Source organism: Bifidobacterium dentium JCM 1195 = DSM 20436 (assembly GCF_001042595.1).
GTDB lineage: Bacteria > Actinomycetota > Actinomycetes > Actinomycetales > Bifidobacteriaceae > Bifidobacterium > Bifidobacterium dentium.
Genome location: NZ_AP012326.1, coordinates 94310 through 111109 on the forward strand (window position 1 = coordinate 94310; position 16800 = coordinate 111109).

13 protein-coding genes are annotated in these 16800 nt (G+C 58.2%); 12 read left to right on the forward strand and 1 reads right to left on the reverse strand.

Translation table 11 applies throughout. The features are described from left to right. Positions 1 to 726 precede the first annotated feature (726 nt). From mobC to BBDE_RS00410, 7 genes are all read left to right on the forward strand, one after another. Positions 727 to 1116 (forward strand): plasmid mobilization relaxosome protein MobC, encoded by a 390-nt coding sequence (gene mobC, locus BBDE_RS00380; RefSeq protein WP_100070460.1) that lies wholly within the window; start codon positions 727 to 729, stop codon positions 1114 to 1116. Next, positions 1116 to 3005 carry a relaxase/mobilization nuclease domain-containing protein gene (locus BBDE_RS00385; RefSeq protein ID WP_003837999.1) on the forward strand — a complete coding sequence of 630 codons (1890 nt, stop codon included), beginning with the start codon at positions 1116 to 1118 and terminating at the stop codon, positions 3003 to 3005. The genes mobC and BBDE_RS00385 overlap by 1 nt, the downstream gene beginning before the upstream one ends. Then, a complete protein-coding gene (locus tag BBDE_RS11500; RefSeq protein ID WP_228369725.1) occupies positions 2890 to 3708 on the forward strand; it encodes a hypothetical protein in 819 nt (272 codons plus the stop codon). Before BBDE_RS00385 ends, BBDE_RS11500 begins: the two co-directional genes overlap by 116 nt. A gap of 267 nt (positions 3709 to 3975) precedes the next feature. After that, complete coding sequence (locus BBDE_RS00395; protein WP_003837996.1) at positions 3976 to 4653, forward strand: nitroreductase family protein; 678 nt, start codon at positions 3976 to 3978, stop codon at positions 4651 to 4653. A 442-nt stretch (positions 4654 to 5095) separates the two neighbouring features. Beyond that, entirely contained in the window at positions 5096 to 6322 is a 1227-nt protein-coding gene (locus BBDE_RS00400; RefSeq protein WP_003837994.1) for a helix-turn-helix transcriptional regulator, read from the forward strand. Between the two features lie 268 nt (positions 6323 to 6590). Next, complete coding sequence (gene yddG, locus BBDE_RS00405; protein ID WP_012901780.1) at positions 6591 to 7538, forward strand: aromatic amino acid DMT transporter YddG; 948 nt, start codon at positions 6591 to 6593, stop codon at positions 7536 to 7538. Between the two features lie 403 nt (positions 7539 to 7941). Continuing rightward, positions 7942 to 8916 carry a hypothetical protein gene (locus BBDE_RS00410; RefSeq protein ID WP_012901781.1) on the forward strand — a complete coding sequence of 325 codons (975 nt, stop codon included), beginning with the start codon at positions 7942 to 7944 and terminating at the stop codon, positions 8914 to 8916. 344 nt (positions 8917 to 9260) lie between these two features. Here the strand turns inward: BBDE_RS00410 and fbaA are convergent, their stop codons facing one another. Next, positions 9261 to 10349: a class II fructose-bisphosphate aldolase gene (fbaA, locus tag BBDE_RS00415; protein WP_003837990.1), complete on the reverse strand. Its 1089-nt coding sequence runs from the start codon at positions 10347 to 10349 to the stop codon at positions 9261 to 9263. Between the two features lie 153 nt (positions 10350 to 10502). On the opposite strand from fbaA, the gene BBDE_RS00420 reads away from it, so the two are divergent. From BBDE_RS00420 to BBDE_RS00440, 5 genes are all read left to right on the forward strand, one after another. Continuing rightward, complete coding sequence (locus BBDE_RS00420; protein ID WP_003837989.1) at positions 10503 to 11699, forward strand: polysaccharide deacetylase family protein; 1197 nt, start codon at positions 10503 to 10505, stop codon at positions 11697 to 11699. 264 nt (positions 11700 to 11963) lie between these two features. Next, positions 11964 to 13250: an adenylosuccinate synthase gene (locus BBDE_RS00425; RefSeq protein WP_003837988.1), complete on the forward strand. Its 1287-nt coding sequence runs from the start codon at positions 11964 to 11966 to the stop codon at positions 13248 to 13250. 304 nt (positions 13251 to 13554) lie between these two features. Further along, a complete protein-coding gene (locus BBDE_RS00430) occupies positions 13555 to 15126 on the forward strand; it encodes a ClC family H(+)/Cl(-) exchange transporter (protein WP_003837987.1) in 1572 nt (523 codons plus the stop codon). Positions 15127 to 15361: 235 nt separating this feature from the next. Continuing rightward, the gene (locus BBDE_RS00435; RefSeq protein WP_003837985.1) at positions 15362 to 16402 is read left to right on the forward strand and encodes a FluC/FEX family fluoride channel; all 1041 of its coding nucleotides are present in this window, start codon (positions 15362 to 15364) and stop codon (positions 16400 to 16402) included. Continuing rightward, complete coding sequence (locus BBDE_RS00440; protein WP_003837984.1) at positions 16402 to 16770, forward strand: fluoride efflux transporter FluC; 369 nt, start codon at positions 16402 to 16404, stop codon at positions 16768 to 16770. The genes BBDE_RS00435 and BBDE_RS00440 overlap by 1 nt, the downstream gene beginning before the upstream one ends. Positions 16771 to 16800 lie beyond the last annotated feature (30 nt).

Here is a 16800-nt window from a genome sequence, read left to right on the forward strand (position 1 = left end):
ACGTCTCCGTCTGGAATACGACGCCGAAAACCGCGTCAACACCGGACGAGACAACAAGTGAAATCGCAGGCATTGATCGCGCTCACCTTCAATGACGAACAAACAACGGTTTCGCGCTCACTTACTTACGACAAACCTCGGTTGGCCCGAATACGTCGAAGCGGCGTATGGCGTGACGCAGTCGTGCAGGACGGGCGACGAGCGTTTGCAGATTCTGTTCGACCGATACGCGGAGATGGCCGAACAGGAATAGGCAATCGCTTTCGGCTCTCACTCATTCAACCAGTCGGATAAGGGAAGCGCCACGGAAATTTTTCTCGTGGCGCTTCCCTTGTTTTTCAAGGCCTAATGTAGCCTTTCGCCTGTTTCGTGGGTCTTGTCTAAATCAGTTTCCTCCAAATGGCCTTAGCGTCGATAGTGCGATGTGAACCAGCCTCACGCCAAGCCCGGAGCGGGTCCGCGTCGCAATCGTCATGCCGGATGAAACATGAAAGGACAGGCACATGAACAACACCGCCAAGAGTTTGCTCAAGGCCGTGCACGATGGCTCCCAGTTCGTGGATGCGAATATGGGAGTAGCAAGCGACGCATGTGTGGCCACACTTGCTCGCCCCGCGGGGCCGGGGCGGCTTGACGGGAGACCCGTTCCCCTTGGTCGGCGGAGCCTCCGGACCGCTTTCGCGGCTGGAAAAACGATGCGCTTCGCTTCTCGTGTGGAGGTGTCCGGTGGGTTGGCGTGACAATCGCAGGCGCAGCATCTGCAGGAAGATCATGTTCACGCCGGAGGAATGGGAGCAGGCCAGACGAGTCCACGAGCGCTGGTCGAGGAACATTCCGGTGTACAGGAGGTGGGGCGATTTCGCCCGGCAGACGCTCATGCACGGCGGGCTGATGAACGTTTCGGTGACGCTGGCGAGCGATCCGGAGGCGTTCAAGGCTGAGCTGCACCGCATCGGCGTGAACGTGAACCAGGTCGCCAGGATCGCGAACCTGACCGGCACGGTGGACGCGGAGCAGGTGCGTGAGCTGCAGGATCTGCTGGCCTCGATCGACGGGAGGGTGGCGGAGATGGAGCGCGAGAAGGCCCGGATCGACGCTGCGCAGGGGTTGTACTGATGGCCGTGGTCAAGCTTGGGAGCAAGGTCAAGACGAATCTTCCGGCCACGATCCGCTACGTCATCAACCCCGCGAAGAACGATGACGGCAGGCTCGTGTACGCGAGCTACAGCGGCGAGAAGCGTGACGCGGACATGCTGGCGGAGCCGATGATCCACGACTTGGAGCGCTGCGCGAACGGGTTGCGGAGGGACGGCGTGCTCGCCCTGCACTTGAAGCATTCGTTCAGCCCGGACGAGCGGGTGACGGCGGGGCAGGTGCACGAGCTGGGCGTGATGCTGGCCGAGGCGATCACGGGCGGCGACTACAAGTACGTGGTCTGCACGCACGTGGACCGGCACCATTTGCACAACCACATCGTCATCTGCGCGGCGAACCGCAGGACGGGAAGGAAGATGCGCCTGACCCGCAGAAGCATCGACCGGTGGCGTGCGATCAGCGACGAACTGTGCCGCCGCGAGGGCCTGGGCATACTGGAGAACCCGAACGTGGAAACCGCCATGAAACATGCGGAACTGGTCGCGGCGATGCGGCATACGCCCGGCCAGGATGACAGTCCGCTGCCCGGAACCGGAGCGAGGACGGTTGCGTCCAACGGTCTTGGCGTGGGCATGAACGAGTTGTACGCGGCGGCGAAGGGCGGGGGAGTCAAGGAGCGGATGCGCATCCTGATCGACCTCGACGCCGCCAGGGCGGGCAACATCGCCGAACTGTCGCGCCTGCTCGACTCGCACGGCATAAGTTTGGCGATGCGCGGCGGCGAGGCGACGTTCATGGACCAGGCCACGGGGCGCAGGTTCCGCGGATCCCGTTTGGGTCCGGCGTACTCGCTCGACCAGATCGGGGCGAGGCTTTCGAATGGTGGGAGCATGCTGCACCTGACGTTCAACAACAAGCTCGTCGCCACCGAGAACGAGCGCACGGTAAGCGTGTGGCTGCCCGGTTCCAAACGCCAACGGAAGGTCAACCTGCCCGTGAATATGCTGCACCGGGACGGCGGCACGTGGCATCTGCTCGTGCCGGAAACGTTCACCGGCATGCTCACGGACAGGTCGAACAGGTATGCGGCACGCTTCACCGCGACCACGTTGGCGGATGCATTCGGCCGTCCGGAACGGCGCATCGAACCCCTGACGGCAACGCCCCGCACGCGGATTGTGCGCTACGCGTCCAGCGAGGCGCAGCGCCGCTACTACCAGTCGCAGGCCAGGAAACTCGACGAACTGGCGATGATGGTGGAGGGATTGAACGCGGCGTGCAGGATCCAACGCGCGGGCGGCTGCGACCTCGCCAAGGGATTGAGGGACCTGAACAACCGTGCGGACTGGGCGCGGGGCGAACTGCGCGCCGCCGTCATCGCGTTGAACGACGCGATCGACAACAACGACACTGACCTCATAGTCGAGACCCGCGAGGAGATCGAACGCCGCGAACAGGCATTGCTCGAATGCCAGCGCGAACTCGACAAGATTCGGATCGCGGCCCGTCTCGCCGGAATCACACCGCCCGAACAGACGAACAAGGAACAGCATCATGAACCAGACAGCAAGGAACACCAGTATGGAAACCGATCCGATGGGCGACATGTTCTCCCAAATGTTCGACCGGATGAAACCACAGGAACCAGCGAACACGACCCCGACCATGGGAACCGACATGATCCGGCTGGAAGCGGAGAACAGGGAACTCGAACGGCAGATCGCGGAGCTGCGGGACGGGAATTCGACGCTCTCATCCGAGAATCGAGAGCTTCGATCAACGAATCAGAGGCTCTTGTCAGCGAATCGGACGCTCAGGAAACAACTCTCCGAACTCAACGAGACGAGCAGGCTGCTCGAAGAAACCAAACGGAGGGAACACGATTGCGCAGAAAAGGAAGAGCATTGTAGGCGCATCCTCAACCGCGAAGCCACACTCAAGCAGGATGAAGCGCGCCTCGAAAGCGACCGGGCGAAACTCGACGGCGAACGGAAACGACTGCGGGAAAACATCGCCGAACAGGTCAGACAACAGGCCGAACAGGAACAGGAGCGACTCCGAAACGATGCCGACAGGCAGCGCGGGAAAGACAGGCGCGTCCTGTTCGCCCTGTGCGTGGGCGTGTGCGCGTCCGTGATTCCCCTGCTTGTCATCATCATGCAGGGCAGGTGGCATGCCCTCATGGCTTCGCTGCCGGAATGGGTCCATGCGCGCGGCCAACAGCTTTCCGCGATCGGGAAATGGTTCAACAGCACCGGCACGTGGATCGGTGGAATCATCCCGCAGGGTTGGTGGAACGGGCCGCTCACCCTTTTAGTCATGCTAGTGATCTTCGTCATCGTATGCGGCATACCGCTATTGGTCGTCATCGTCTACGCGGCGGCAAGCAAAGCGGCGGTCATGTACTGGTGGCGGGAACAGACGATGGGCGTGCACATCATCCTCTGGACGCTGCTCATGCTCATATGCCTCGTGGTCGCGGATCGCCTCGCCACGATCCCCGACAGCCCGATGCGATGGCCCACCTGGTGGATCCTGCTCGCCGCTATCACGCATCCGGTCTACCTGCTGGCAATCGCACCCAGAATCAGCCAATTCATCAAAGGTGACTAATAATGAGCGGCAACCATGAGTGTGCGGCAGCGTGTGTGTGCTGCATGTTGAGAGGGCGCAAAATGAGTTGTTCTTAAATTGTTGTCACCATGTTGTCATATAGGTCTGCGATAAGCCAGAGAAAGCCGCTAAATCACTGGAATTTAGCGGCTTTCTGGCTTTGGTCAGGTAGGGTTCGACTCCCGTCATCCGCTCCACGATTTCTCCAACTTCAGGATTATTCCAACAGCATAGCCAGAGAAGCCGATTGAAGGCTAAGGTGTATGTATGGATATGCTTGAAGCGATGCGTTCACGGCACACCGTACGTGCCTATACCAACAAGCCGATACCTGACGACATCGTATCGTTGCTTACTAGGCGCGTTGCGCATGACAATCAAAAATATGGCACAGCCATCACTCTACGAACCGAAGACACAACTGCGTTCGGTCCCATCTTCAAACTGATACGTGCCAAAGGTGTGCGTAATTTCCTCATCATGTCCGCGAATCTGCGTGAGGGGGAGGACCCTCGAGAACTGGACGAACGACTGGGATATGCGGGCGCCGATCTCATGTTGTACGCGCAAACCTTGGGCCTCAATACCTGGTGGGCGGGCGGTACCTACAGCCGTAAGATTGTGGACAAAATGGCGGAAGGTAACCGGACCATCGCCGTCATCGCCATCGGATACGGAGCGGAGCAAGGCGAGCCGCACCAATCCAAATCCGTTTCCGAAGTCTGCAAATACGACGGTAAGGCCCCTGCATGGTTCACGGACGGTGTGAAAGCGGCACTGCTTGCACCGACGGCATTCAACAAACAGGACTTTTTCATCGAAGGACACGGGCGGATCGTGTCCGTTCGTCTGACCAACGAGACGTCATACTCCGGAGCTGATCTGGGTCTGGTCAAATACCATTTCTCACTAGGGGCGGGAGCCGATAATTTCGGCTGGGCCTGACTGGGGTTGGAGCCAACCAGAGTGCTGGGCTTAGGTGGGGGCACTTGGCTTAGCCGGGCACTCGGGACCAAGCTGGGGCCAACGACCGTTGCCTTGGGTTCTGGTTTGTCCGATTCTGGTGAATCAGCCATCCGGAGGGCAAAAGTATGGGCATGTTTGTCCGATTCTGGAGAATCGGACAAACAGGGTGTGCCAAAACGTACACGGATGGCTGATTCACCAGAATCGGACAAACGAAAGGCGAGCGTACGCCGCCGCAACTACCGGTTGCAGAGAGAAATCCGGTTGCACCATGGCCGTGCAACCGCAAGATGGTGGCACGCAACCGAAGCCTTGTGGCAATCTGCAATCATCAATCGCAAACATGTTCCACACTTTCGAGGGCAAGATCGCCAATCGAACGGTATGAGACGATGGAACCAATCGCAGTAAAGGAGCAAAGATGAGCTTCAGGGAAAATCTGCAATACCTGCGCGGCACCCGCAACATGACGCAGGAGCAGCTGGCGATGCTGCTCGGCGTCTCACGGCAGGCCATCTCGAAATGGGAGTCCGAAAAAGCATATCCGGAAATGGACAAATTGCTGATGATCTGCGACCTGTTCGGCGTAACGCTTGATGACCTGGTGATGGGTGACGTTCGCAGACCGAATTCGGGCATACGTGAATCGACCGCCGATACGTCTACGAATTCCGGATCGGTCGGGGTCGTGGCCGCAATTGCGCAACCGGTCGGTTTCGCGGCGGCTTCGTCGTCGCTGCGAAACCAGGCGGAATCGTCGGCTTCGACGCAAGACGCGCCGACTGCGCTGAAAGCGGATCACCCTGCAGCGGCGCCGCGTTCCGCCGCAGCATCGCGCTCCGCAATGCCGCAAGACATGGTCGGCTACGACAGACATATGAAGATCCGCGCATGGCTGACTGCGCTTGGCGTCGCCGCGATGATTCTTGGTGTTGCGGCCGGCATGCTATTCGACTCCGAAAACTCGATTATCGGACACAGTCCGATGAATGAATTCCTGACCGCCGCGCCGATTATTCTCGGTGTGATCGTAGGCTGTGCGTTGCTGATTCCTGCCGGTGCCCTGCATGGCGATTTCCAACGGCGTCATCCATACATTCAGGATTTCTATACGGATGATGACAGATCGCGCGCAGTCATCGAAAATGGCATCGGTAAGGCTGTGGGTGTGGGGTTGATCATGGTCGGCGTATGCGTGATGGTGTACTGCAACGAGGTACTCGGCATCAACAACGGGTGGCCCGTCAGCATAATGCTGGCACTGGTGGCCATAGCCGTATTCTGCTTCATCTTCACGGGGATGCGGCTCGATCGCACAAAGCTCGGCAAGTACAATCGCGAAAGCGAAGAGCGCAATGCGGAGGGTGATTCCGCGGAGGATGATTTCGAAAGCCTGTCACAGCCTATGAGTGTGACCGACAAATACTACAACAAACTTACCGGGGCGGTGTGCGGTATCATCATGCTGATTGCAACGGTGATGGCGCTGCTCATGCTGTTCGTGGGCGTCAATGCGAATGCCGCGCTTGGGGGCGATCCTAGTTTTTGGGGAGCTGTTTTCTGGATTCCTTGGCCGATTGGCGGCATCCTGTGTGGCGTTGCCGGCGCAGTCATCCAGTTGCTGAAGTATCGTAACGGCCGACGGTAGGGCGCTGGGATTGCTGGCTGCGAATGGAGTGATGCGGAGCCGTGGGTTGTGCAGCTGCGGGTTGTGCAGCGCGTGGCATGCGGTTTGTGGCATGCGGGCAGTTGTCTGATGGGTTTGTTTGTCCGATTCTGGTGAATCGGACAAACAAACCCATATCTTTTGCCTTTACCTGACTGTTTCTGGAGAATCGGACATTTGGATACCTGTATATTGGGGTCTGAATGGCTGATTCACCAGAATCGGACATCTGTTGGGCGTGTGAAGTAACGTGGTGCGCGTGAAAGCAGATGAGAGAAAGACGCCACGCAATCCGTTGCTTGGACATGCGATTTCGCATCGTGGCACGATTATCGGCCTGTGTGCAATCGTGTTGTGGGGGTTCATGGCCGGGCTGGTGCGTCTCGTCGCCGACGCATTCGGTGCAACGCTCGGATCTGCGCTGATCTACACCGTCGGTGGCATGATGCTGATGATCGTACGTCGACCGGCGCCGATTCGTAAGGCGCCGCGTAAATATCTGATCATCGGCGGTGCCATGTTCATCGCGTACGAAGCGTCAATCTCATTGTCGATCGGACTCGCCTCAACGGCCGCGCAATCTGTGGAAGTGAGCTTGGTCAACTATCTATGGCCCACACTGCTGGTACTGATGACCGCTGCGGTCTCACATAAGCGCGGTGCGGTCTGGAAAGCGCTGCCAGGCGCGATCGTGGCGACAATCGGCGTGGCGATGGCCGTCGGAGGTGAGAGTCTCGACGTATATGAGGCCATGCGTAACATCGCATCGAATCCGCTGCCGTATGCATTGGCGCTCGCAGGCGCGTTCATATGGGCAGTGTATGCAACCGTGACACCTGTGATGTCCGACGGCTACGATGGTACGACGATTTTCTTCTGCTGCGTGGCCGCAGTACTGTGGGTGATTCACTTCGCGTCCGGCCAAGGCTGGCCAACATCCACGCCGTCGATAAGCGGATATGTGACACTGGCGGCCTGTGCACTGTCGATTGCCGACGGATACGCCTGTTGGGGCTATGGCATGTTGTACGGAAACATGGAGACGCTGGCGGTCGGCTCATATGCCACGCCCGTGTTCTCCACCGCATCCAGCACGGTGCTGCTCGGTGTGGCTTTGGGCGTGCCATTCTGGATTGGCGTGGTGCTGGTGGTGGCGGGGTCGCTGATCAATCTGTGGTTCGCGCGGCGTGCCAGTTAGCCATCTCTCCGCATGTCCGATTCTCCCGAATCAGACAGTCTGATTGGTTCGTGCGCTGTATGAATGTCCGATTCTGGTGAATCAGTCACATACATTCCGTTTTCTGTACCCCGGTTGTCCGATTCTCCAGAATCAGACGCATGTGGTGCAGTATGGCAGCATTGGATGACTGATTCACCAGAATCGGACAAACTGGGGCGAACTCCTGTTATTCCCGCTGAAGATTGACGCCCCCCTCCCCCGCAGCCTCGCGACACGCCCGAAAATGTGGATAACTCCCGTCCTTCGACCACAACCCCTGTTTCTGCTGGCACGTCCACCCGAAATCCCCTATCGTGTGCGCATGAACATGCACAGGAATTCTTCTGCAAGAGCGACGAAAGCTCAGCAGCGTCTAGACGCGATGCTCCGTCAAGCCTATGCGCACCGCCGTCTTGCGGTACCCGAGCAGCCTAAGGATCGCCGTGCATGCCAACGTCGTGTACATACCGGCATGATTATCATGCCGAAGAAGGGCTACTACATCAGTGCGCAGCAGTGGAATGCACTTTCCTACGCCGATCGCATCAAATGGACGCTTCGGACAGTTTGCCACGAACATCCGGACTGGGTGCTGTGTGGTCCGTCCGCCGCCGGTGCGTACGGTTACTCGACCACCCTGCAATTGCAGCGGTACGTGCACATCGCAGTGACGGAACGTTCCAAGGCGGGGCGTCACGGCTTCGTCATCGCACATTTTTACAAGGATCCTCCGCCGACGAAAGTAGTGGACGGCATGCAGGTCACCGCAGAAATTCAGACTATGGCGGACTGTGCGCGGATGCTGGATTTTGAAAATGCGATGATTGTGTGCTGCACGGGTTTGCGCAAAGGCAATCTCACGAAGACGCAACTGCAGGAGTTCGTTGGCAATAAAAGGAAGATCGGCGGAATCATCCGTGCACGTTATGTTGCGGAGCATGCGGAACCGGCATGCGAGAACGGCGGTGAGGTGGCCGCGCTCGCCGCGATGCTGGAATTGGGATTCGCGCAGCCACAGGCGCAGGTTACTTACGTAAGTCCGTTGGATGGTCGCAATATCAGGGCTGATTTTTCATGGGAACGTGACGATGGCAGCATTGTGGTCGGTGAGTTGGATGGTCGGCAGAAGTATGTGGACCCGTCCATGACGGTCGACGGTGACACGGTTGATGTGATTTTGCGAGAGAAGGACCGTGAAAGTGAACTGAATATGCTGAAAATTAACGTCGTAAGATTCCAGATGGAGCATGTCCGATTCCGGGAACCATTGCGGCGTCGGCTTGACGCGGCTCGAGTGCCACGTGACCCATGTGCCTATGCCTCGCCGTTCGCGGGATTCCGAAGCACCGCCTACTAGAAGCGTGGCAGTTCCTGTCCGGTTCCTCTTTCCCTTTGTTCTTTCCTGATTCTGTTCGCACACGAGCCGTGCCCGCTTGGCTTATAGCGCCACCGGATGAATCCGGTCCTTTGGCATGCCTGATCCGGGGGAATTTCAACCGGTTCTGGTGGCGTGTGGTCGTAGCGGGGCCTTCCTGTGTGTCCGATTCTGGTGAATCAGCCATCCGCACACCTTTAATCATGTTCTGTTTGTCCGATTCTGGTGAAACGGACACACAGAACGCTGGTTACCTCTCCGCCTTGGCTGATTCACCAGAATCGGACAAACAGAGGGGAAGACAGCCAAACGCCACGGCGGGAAGACTACCTCAGCGCCCGCCCCGCGGAACCTAGCTGCTTGCAAGCCTCGACCACACGTGCGGCCATCGAGGATTCGGCCTCACGACCCCACGAGCGTGGATCGTAGAACTTCTTGTTGCCGACTTCACCATCAATCTTCAGCACGGAATCGTAATTGCGGAACATGTGTCCTGCGATTGCACGTGAGAACGCATACTGTGTATCCGTATCAATGTTCATCTTGACCACGCCGTAGCTAACCGCTTCCGCAATCTCAGCCGCCGACGATCCGGAACCGCCGTGGAACACCAGGGGGAACGGCTTGCCTTCCGGCATGTCCGGCAGCGCACAAGTGGAAACGTGCGCGGCATCAACGCTTCCCAGGCGTCCGTCATGTGCGGCCGCCCATACTTCGGACTGAATGTCGTGCAGTAATCGTGGACGCAACTGCACTACGCCCGGCTTGTATGCGCCATGCACGTTGCCGAAGGTGAACGCGGCCATATAACGGCCGTGTTCACCCAACCCCAGTCGTTCCGCCACGCGTACGCCATCGGCGGGCGTGGAGTACAGCTTGTCGTTGATTTCCGCGGAATGGCCGTCTTCTTCGCCTCCGACCGCGCCAATCTCAATTTCGAGCACGGTGTGCGCCTTCACGGACTTTTCCAGCAGCTCCTCGGCGATGTCAAGATTCTCTTCCAGCGGAACCGTCGAACCGTCCCACATGTGGGACTGGAACGTCGGCTCTTCGCCGTGCTTGACCTGCTCCGCCTCATGCGCAAGCAGCGGGCGGACCCATTCATCCAGATATTGTTTGGCGCAATGGTCGGTGTGCAGTGCCACCGTAATGTTCGGATAGTGTGCGGCCACTTCATGCGCGAACGCGGCGAATGCGAGCGAGCCGACCACACGATTGTTGACCGATTGTCCGGAGAAATATGCGGAACCGCCCACCGACACCTGGATAATGCCGTCGGATTCCGCCTCGGCGAAACCCTGCAACGCAGCGTTCAGCGTCTGCGTACTGGTCACATTGATTGCGGGATATGCGTAGCCGCCACGACGTGCGGCATCCAGCATCTCGGCATAACGTTCAGGAGTTGCGATAGTCATGTCTCCATTATGTCTCGTTTTGTGACACTTTGGTTTTCTCATTGTGGTTTTGCGGGCCTCCGGCGGTCGGATCGTTTGCCGGCGCGGCAACGTCGCCTACAATTGCGGTAATCCCAATACGACGTCACGGCAATAGCAGCGAAAGAAGCCAGCATGACTTTGGAAGACGATATTGAAGAGCTGTCTTTTGAGGATAGCGTCCGTCCGCCGCGCAAACATCACACTTGGTTGCGCGTCATACTTGCGATGTTGCTGACCGTACTGGTCGCAGGAGGCGCAACGGGCGGCTGGTATCTGTGGAACTATCATCTGCGCCGCATTCCGGTTACCGTCAATCGTGTCGACCGTCTCGTTCGCATCGACAGCACGATTGCGACCCTGCTCCATGACAACGATGATTTCAACGCCAAGCCAGGCCGTCTGCTGGATATCACCGGCAAGGTCCTCGACAAGCGCGGCGGTGGAGCGATCATCGTGAAACGTAATGGCGCCGCCGTGGCAACCGCGCAACTTGGCAGCACACGTATGGCCGACAACGACGTAATCACCGTGGAATCCGGTAAGGATCAGACCGAAGCGCATACGGTACGGTACGACACCGTCAAATACGGTACCGACATCAATCTCAACAATGGGCCGCTGCAGGAAGTCAAACAACTCGGCAAGGACGGCATGAAAGAGATTTGGGTCGGGCGGAGATCCAAGAAGGAAGTCGACAAGGGATTCAAGAAGGAACCGCAGAATCTGGTGGTACAGTCGCGTTCGCCACGACCGGCCGGACGTAAGGTAATCGCATTGACGTTCGACGACGGGCCAAGCCAATACAGCGACGCGGTTCTGGACATACTCAAGGAGAAAGGCGTGAAGGCGACGTTCTTCGACGTCGGCGAAAGCTCCGCGCAATACCCGAAGCAGGAGAAGCGCATGCTTGCAGAAGGTCATCAGGTGGCGAGTCACAGCAACACGCATCCATACATGCCGAAGATGGGGCGTGACGAGTTGCGCGCGGAGATCACGGCAGGGTTTGACAATCTGAAGAAGGCATCCGGACTGGAAACGAAGGTGATGCGTGCCCCATATGGTGCGTTCGGCGTGGAACAGTGGAAGCAGTGCGCCGACCTGCTTGACATGAACGTGCTGTGGGATATCGATACGGAGGATTGGAAGATGCCCGGTGCGCAGGCCATTCATGATGCGGTGTTGAACAATGCGCATAACGGCGCGGTGGTGCTGATGCATGACGGCGGCGGCGACCGGTCGCAGGACGTGGAGGCGTTGCCGGGGATTATCGACGATCTGAAGAAGCAGGGGTACGAGTTCGTGACCATCGAGCAGCTGAGTGAGATGTAGAGCCTGGGGTGGATGGCGGCGGACGGGGTCGTGTGTTGCGGCGCTGCCGGGATTCCGTTTGTCCGATTCTGGTGAATCAGCCAAATAGCGTGCCTCGGCGTGCGCCTGAATGTCCGATTCTCCAGAATCGGACAGATGAGGGGTGAAAAGGCGGGCGTGCATGGCTGATTCACCAGAATCGGACAAACAGGATTGGCGACCCGCAGTAGAGGGCTCAAGGTACGCTGTTTTCGGCGGAATAAGGCGACAGCGTGGAGGTGCGTTATGCCGGGTATCGTGTTGATTGGCGCTCAGTGGGGCGACGAGGGTAAAGGCAAGGCCACCGATCTCATCGGTACCAAAGTCGATTACGTTGCACGCTTCAACGGCGGCAACAATGCAGGCCATACCGTGGTGGTCGGAGACGAATCGTACGCACTGCACCTGCTGCCATCCGGCATCATCAGTCCGACGGCTACCCCGGTCATCGGCAACGGCGTCGTGGTCGATCCCGAAGTACTGTTCGAGGAGATCGACGGCCTTGAAAGCCGCGGCGTGGACTGCTCCCGACTGTTGGTGAGCGAAAGCGCACACATCATCGCGCCGTATCATCGTGTACTCGACAAGGTGACTGAACGCTTCCTCGGCAAGCATAAGATCGGCACCACCGGCCGTGGTATCGGTCCGGCTTACGCTGACAAGATCAATCGTGTCGGCATCCGCGTGCATGACCTGTTCAACGCTGAGCATCTGCATGACAAGGTTGAGGCGAGCCTGCATCAGAAGAATCAGATGCTGGTCAAACTGTACAATCGTCGTCCGATTGATGTGGACCAGACCACCGACGAGCTGCTTAAGCTCGGTGAACGTCTGAAGCCTTACGTTGCCAATACTTCCTTGGTGTTGAACAAGGCGCTTGACGAGGGCAAGACCGTATTGTTCGAGGGCGGCCAGGCCACCATGCTTGACGTGGACCATGGCACCTACCCGTTCGTGACATCCTCCAACCCGACCGCCGGCGGTGCCTGCACTGGCACCGGCGTTGGACCGACCAAGATCACCCGCGTGATTGGCGTCTCCAAAGCATATGTGACCCGAGTCGGTGAGGGACCGTTCCCGACCGAACTGTTCGGTGAGGATGGCGACTGGCTGCGTGCCCAGGGCCACGAATACGGTGTGACTACTGGTCGTCCGCGTCGTTGCGGCTGGTTTGACGCGGTCGTGAATCGTTACGCATCCCAAGTCAACGGTCTGACCGATATCGTGCTCACTAAGCTTGATGTGCTTACCGGGCTTCAAGAAATTCCGATTTGTGTGGCTTACGACGTAAATGGTGAACGCCACGACGATATGCCGACCGATCAGGCTGAATTTGCCGTCGCGAAGCCCATTTACGAGACCATGCCGGGCTGGACCGAAGACATTTCCCAAGTGCATGATTTCAACGATCTGCCGCAAACCTGCCAGGATTACGTCAAGCGTCTTGAAGAGCTGTCCGGATGCCGCATTTCCGTGATTGGCACCGGCCCGCAGCGCGATCACATCATTCAGATCAATTCGCTCGTCGACTGATTCCCGCTGCGCTTCATTGGTAGTGTACGTATGATTGGTGTCGGCAGGTGTACGCCTGTCCGGCACCTTTTTTATCCCCTATTTGTCTGATTCTGGAGATTCGGACAAACAACTGGTGATCTGACATCCTTGTTTGTCCGTTTCTGGTGAATCGGACATGCGTGGGCGAGTTTGGATGCGTACGTGTCTGATTCTGGAGATTCGGACACATGGGGGTTGATATTGGAGGCGCGACTGGCTGATTCGCCAGAATCGGACAGTCTGTGTGAAGACGTAACGGGCGAGGAGACGGGAGCGCAATGCGATGAGTTCGATTCCGACCATCGACAGGCTGATTCCACGCTTCGACCATCTGAAATGGAAGATGGCCGCGGCCGGCGTTGCTGTTGGTCTGATTTCCGGCTTGTTGGTGGTCGTTTACCGTCTTGGTATCGAATATGGCACGGATTGTGCACGTTGGATGTACGCGCAGATCCGTAACCAGCCGTGGCTGCTTGTGCCGTGGATGGCTGCGGCCACTGGCAGTGCCCTGCTTATCGCTTGGATGGTTGGCAAAGAGCCGATGGCCGGTGGCAGTGGCATTCCTCAAACCAATGGTGTGGTGATCGATGGTTTGAAGATGCGTTGGCAGAGCATTTTGCCGGTTCGTTTCGTTGGTGGTCTGCTGGGGTCGCTGTTCGGTCTGTCGCTGGGCCGTGAGGGGCCGTCCATTCAAATCGGCGCGTCTGGAGCGCAGTTTCTGTCGCATCGTTTGCGTGGGCGGCGTCGTGAGGATGCGCAGGAGCACTATCTGGTGTCCGCCGGTGCCGCTGCCGGCCTTTCCGCCGCGTTCAGCGCCCCGCTTTCTGGCATGATGTTTGCGCTTGAAGGTATTCATCGTAGTTTTTCGCCCACTATTTTGATGGGTGCGACCGCTGCTTCGCTAACCGCCGATTTTGTTTCGAAATATTGTTTCGGACTGCGTCCTGTGTTGGATTTCGGCGCTGTCGGGCAACTGCCTCTTGCCGAATACATTTGGTTGATTCCGCTGGGGATCGTCGCCGGTCTGGTCGGTTCGCTGGTGAACCGTTCCTTGCTTGGATTGCAGACGTTATATGGCAAGCTGCCTGCGTGGATTCGCCCGATGGTTGCCATCGCGATCGCGTTGCCGGTCGGCATCTGGCTGCCGGACGTGCTTGGCGGCGGATCGAATCTCATCGCATTGTCCGAAAAGGCCGAATCGGGCATTGGTATGTTGTGCATATTGTTTGCGGCGAAGATGATTTTCACCAGCACCAGTTTTGGTTCCGGTACCCCCGGTGGCATTTTCATGCCGATTCTGGCAATCGGCTCATTGGCTGGTGGCATCTGCGGCGAGGCTGCACGTCAGTTTTGCGGATTGCAGTCGCAGTCCGTGGCTGTGTTCGCGGTTTGTGTGATGACGGGTACGTTGGCCGCTTCCGTAAAGACTCCGATTACTTCGATTTTGCTGGCTGTAGAGATGTCGGGTACGTTGACGCACATGCTGCCGATTGCGGCATCGGCCTTCATCGCGCTTCTTGTCTCCGATTTGCTGCGTACCAGGCCGATTTATGGCGAACTGTTGGCACGGTATATGAAGGCGCGAGACATGGAATCAACCGTTGTGAGCCAGGTCGGCAGCGGTGTGATGGAACTTCCGCTGGAGATGGGTGCCGAAGCGGAGGGTAAGCGCGTACGTGACGTGGCATGGCCGTCAGGCTGTCTGATTATCGGATTGCGTCGTGGCGAGCGTGAGATCGTGCCGCGCGGTGATACTACGCTGCGTGCCGGTGATTATTTGGTGGTGCTGTTCAGTGGTGAGGAGGAACGTAAGGTGCGTCTCGCCATGCGTCGGCTGTGCGATGCCGGACTGTGAGCGCCCTACACGGCTGTCCGATTCTGGAGATTCGGACATCTGTGGGCGTTGCAGAGGGCATTACGTGTCTGATTCACCAGAATCGGACACGTGGTCGGATTGCGTCGTGGCAGCGTGTACACTCGTGCAATGTCGGGAAGACGGTATCTGCGACTGGTGCCTCGTTGTGTGACCAGTCGCGAGAACGGTGTGGTTCATGAGTGAGCGTCTGAAAGTTTTGGAATAAGGGAGCGACATGGAATCGCAGACACGGGGTCCGTTGCATGGCGGACAGGCGGATGACGAGCCCAAGCCGCCCAGGTGGCTAGGCGCGGGGGAGGACCCGAATCCGGCGACGCAGGCGATCAGCGTGGTTGAGGCGGCCAACGCTGATGCCCAACCTCAAGGTGCGGCTGCGGCTTCCAATCCTCCTCAGATTCCTCTCGCCCCGTTAAAGCGTGTGCAGGCACGATTCAATCCTCTGGCCGACGGACTGATGTATCTGGTGGTGTTCGTCGGCGGTTTTGTCGGCGTGGGACTTCGTCGCGTGCTTGATGAGATGATGCCAGCGGCTGAGGGACAGCCGTTCGTACCGGGCACCTTCGTGTCGAATATGCTTGCCTGTTTCCTGTTCGCCATGCTGGTTGAATACATGGCGGTCGCTTCATGGTGGCCCCGCCGCATGCGTCAGATCGCCAGTCGCGGCATTGGTCTGGGGATGCTCGGAGGGCTTTCCACCATGTCCGGGCTCATGTTGGAAACCATGGAAGGAATGAGCACACATCATGTGACGGGTGCATTGTTGTATCTTGCAATCAGTTTCGTCGGAGGCATGATTGCGTCCGTGGCGGGCCTCGGGATTATGCAGTTGCTGCTGGCGCGCCGCACTCGCAGAGCCGTACGTGAAGCATTACGTTTGTCCGATTCTGGTGAATCGGACAAACAGGGGGCTGACAGACACTCACGGTTGTCCGATTCACCAGAATCGGACAACTTGACGATGAGGAAGGGGCTGGCCGAAGGATATACGCAGGTGAAAGTGGCCGATATGGCGCATTCCGCCGCTCAAGCCGCGTTGGAGGCGGCTGCGGCGGCGCAGGCGGCTGCGACCACGGCCGCGCGGGCTGCACAATCCGAATCTGTGGAATCGCAGGAATCCCCAGGGTTGGCGGAGCTTGCCGACGCGACGCGGCGGAATAGTCCTGTACCGTCCGTGAATCCGCCGAGTTTCGAACCCAAGCCGATCACTGCGGAGATTCCGCTGGTCGCCGATCCGACCACGGGGGAGGTGCGCTGATGATGTGGCTGCTTTGCTTCTTCGGCGGCATCGGGGCCATGGCTCGTTATGTGCTTGATGTGTCGATTCAACGTAGCTGGAATCGTTCCTTCCCATTGTCCACGCTGGTGATCAACGGTATCGCCTCGTTGTGTGCGGGCATTGCGATGATGTCATATTATGCGCAATCGGTGGATTCTCAGACCGTCATGCTGTTCCTGACCGGTTTTCTGGGCGGGTTTTCCACGTTCTCGACGGCCATCAATGAAGTGCTGTCGTTGATTCGCAAGAAGCGTTTCGCGATGGCGTTGGGGTATGGCGTGGCGACGGTTGCGGTGCCGCTCGTGTGCGTCGCATTGGGTTTCGGATTGGCTTCGCTCGCCCGTTGACAAACGTCAGGCGTAACAAAACGTCAGATG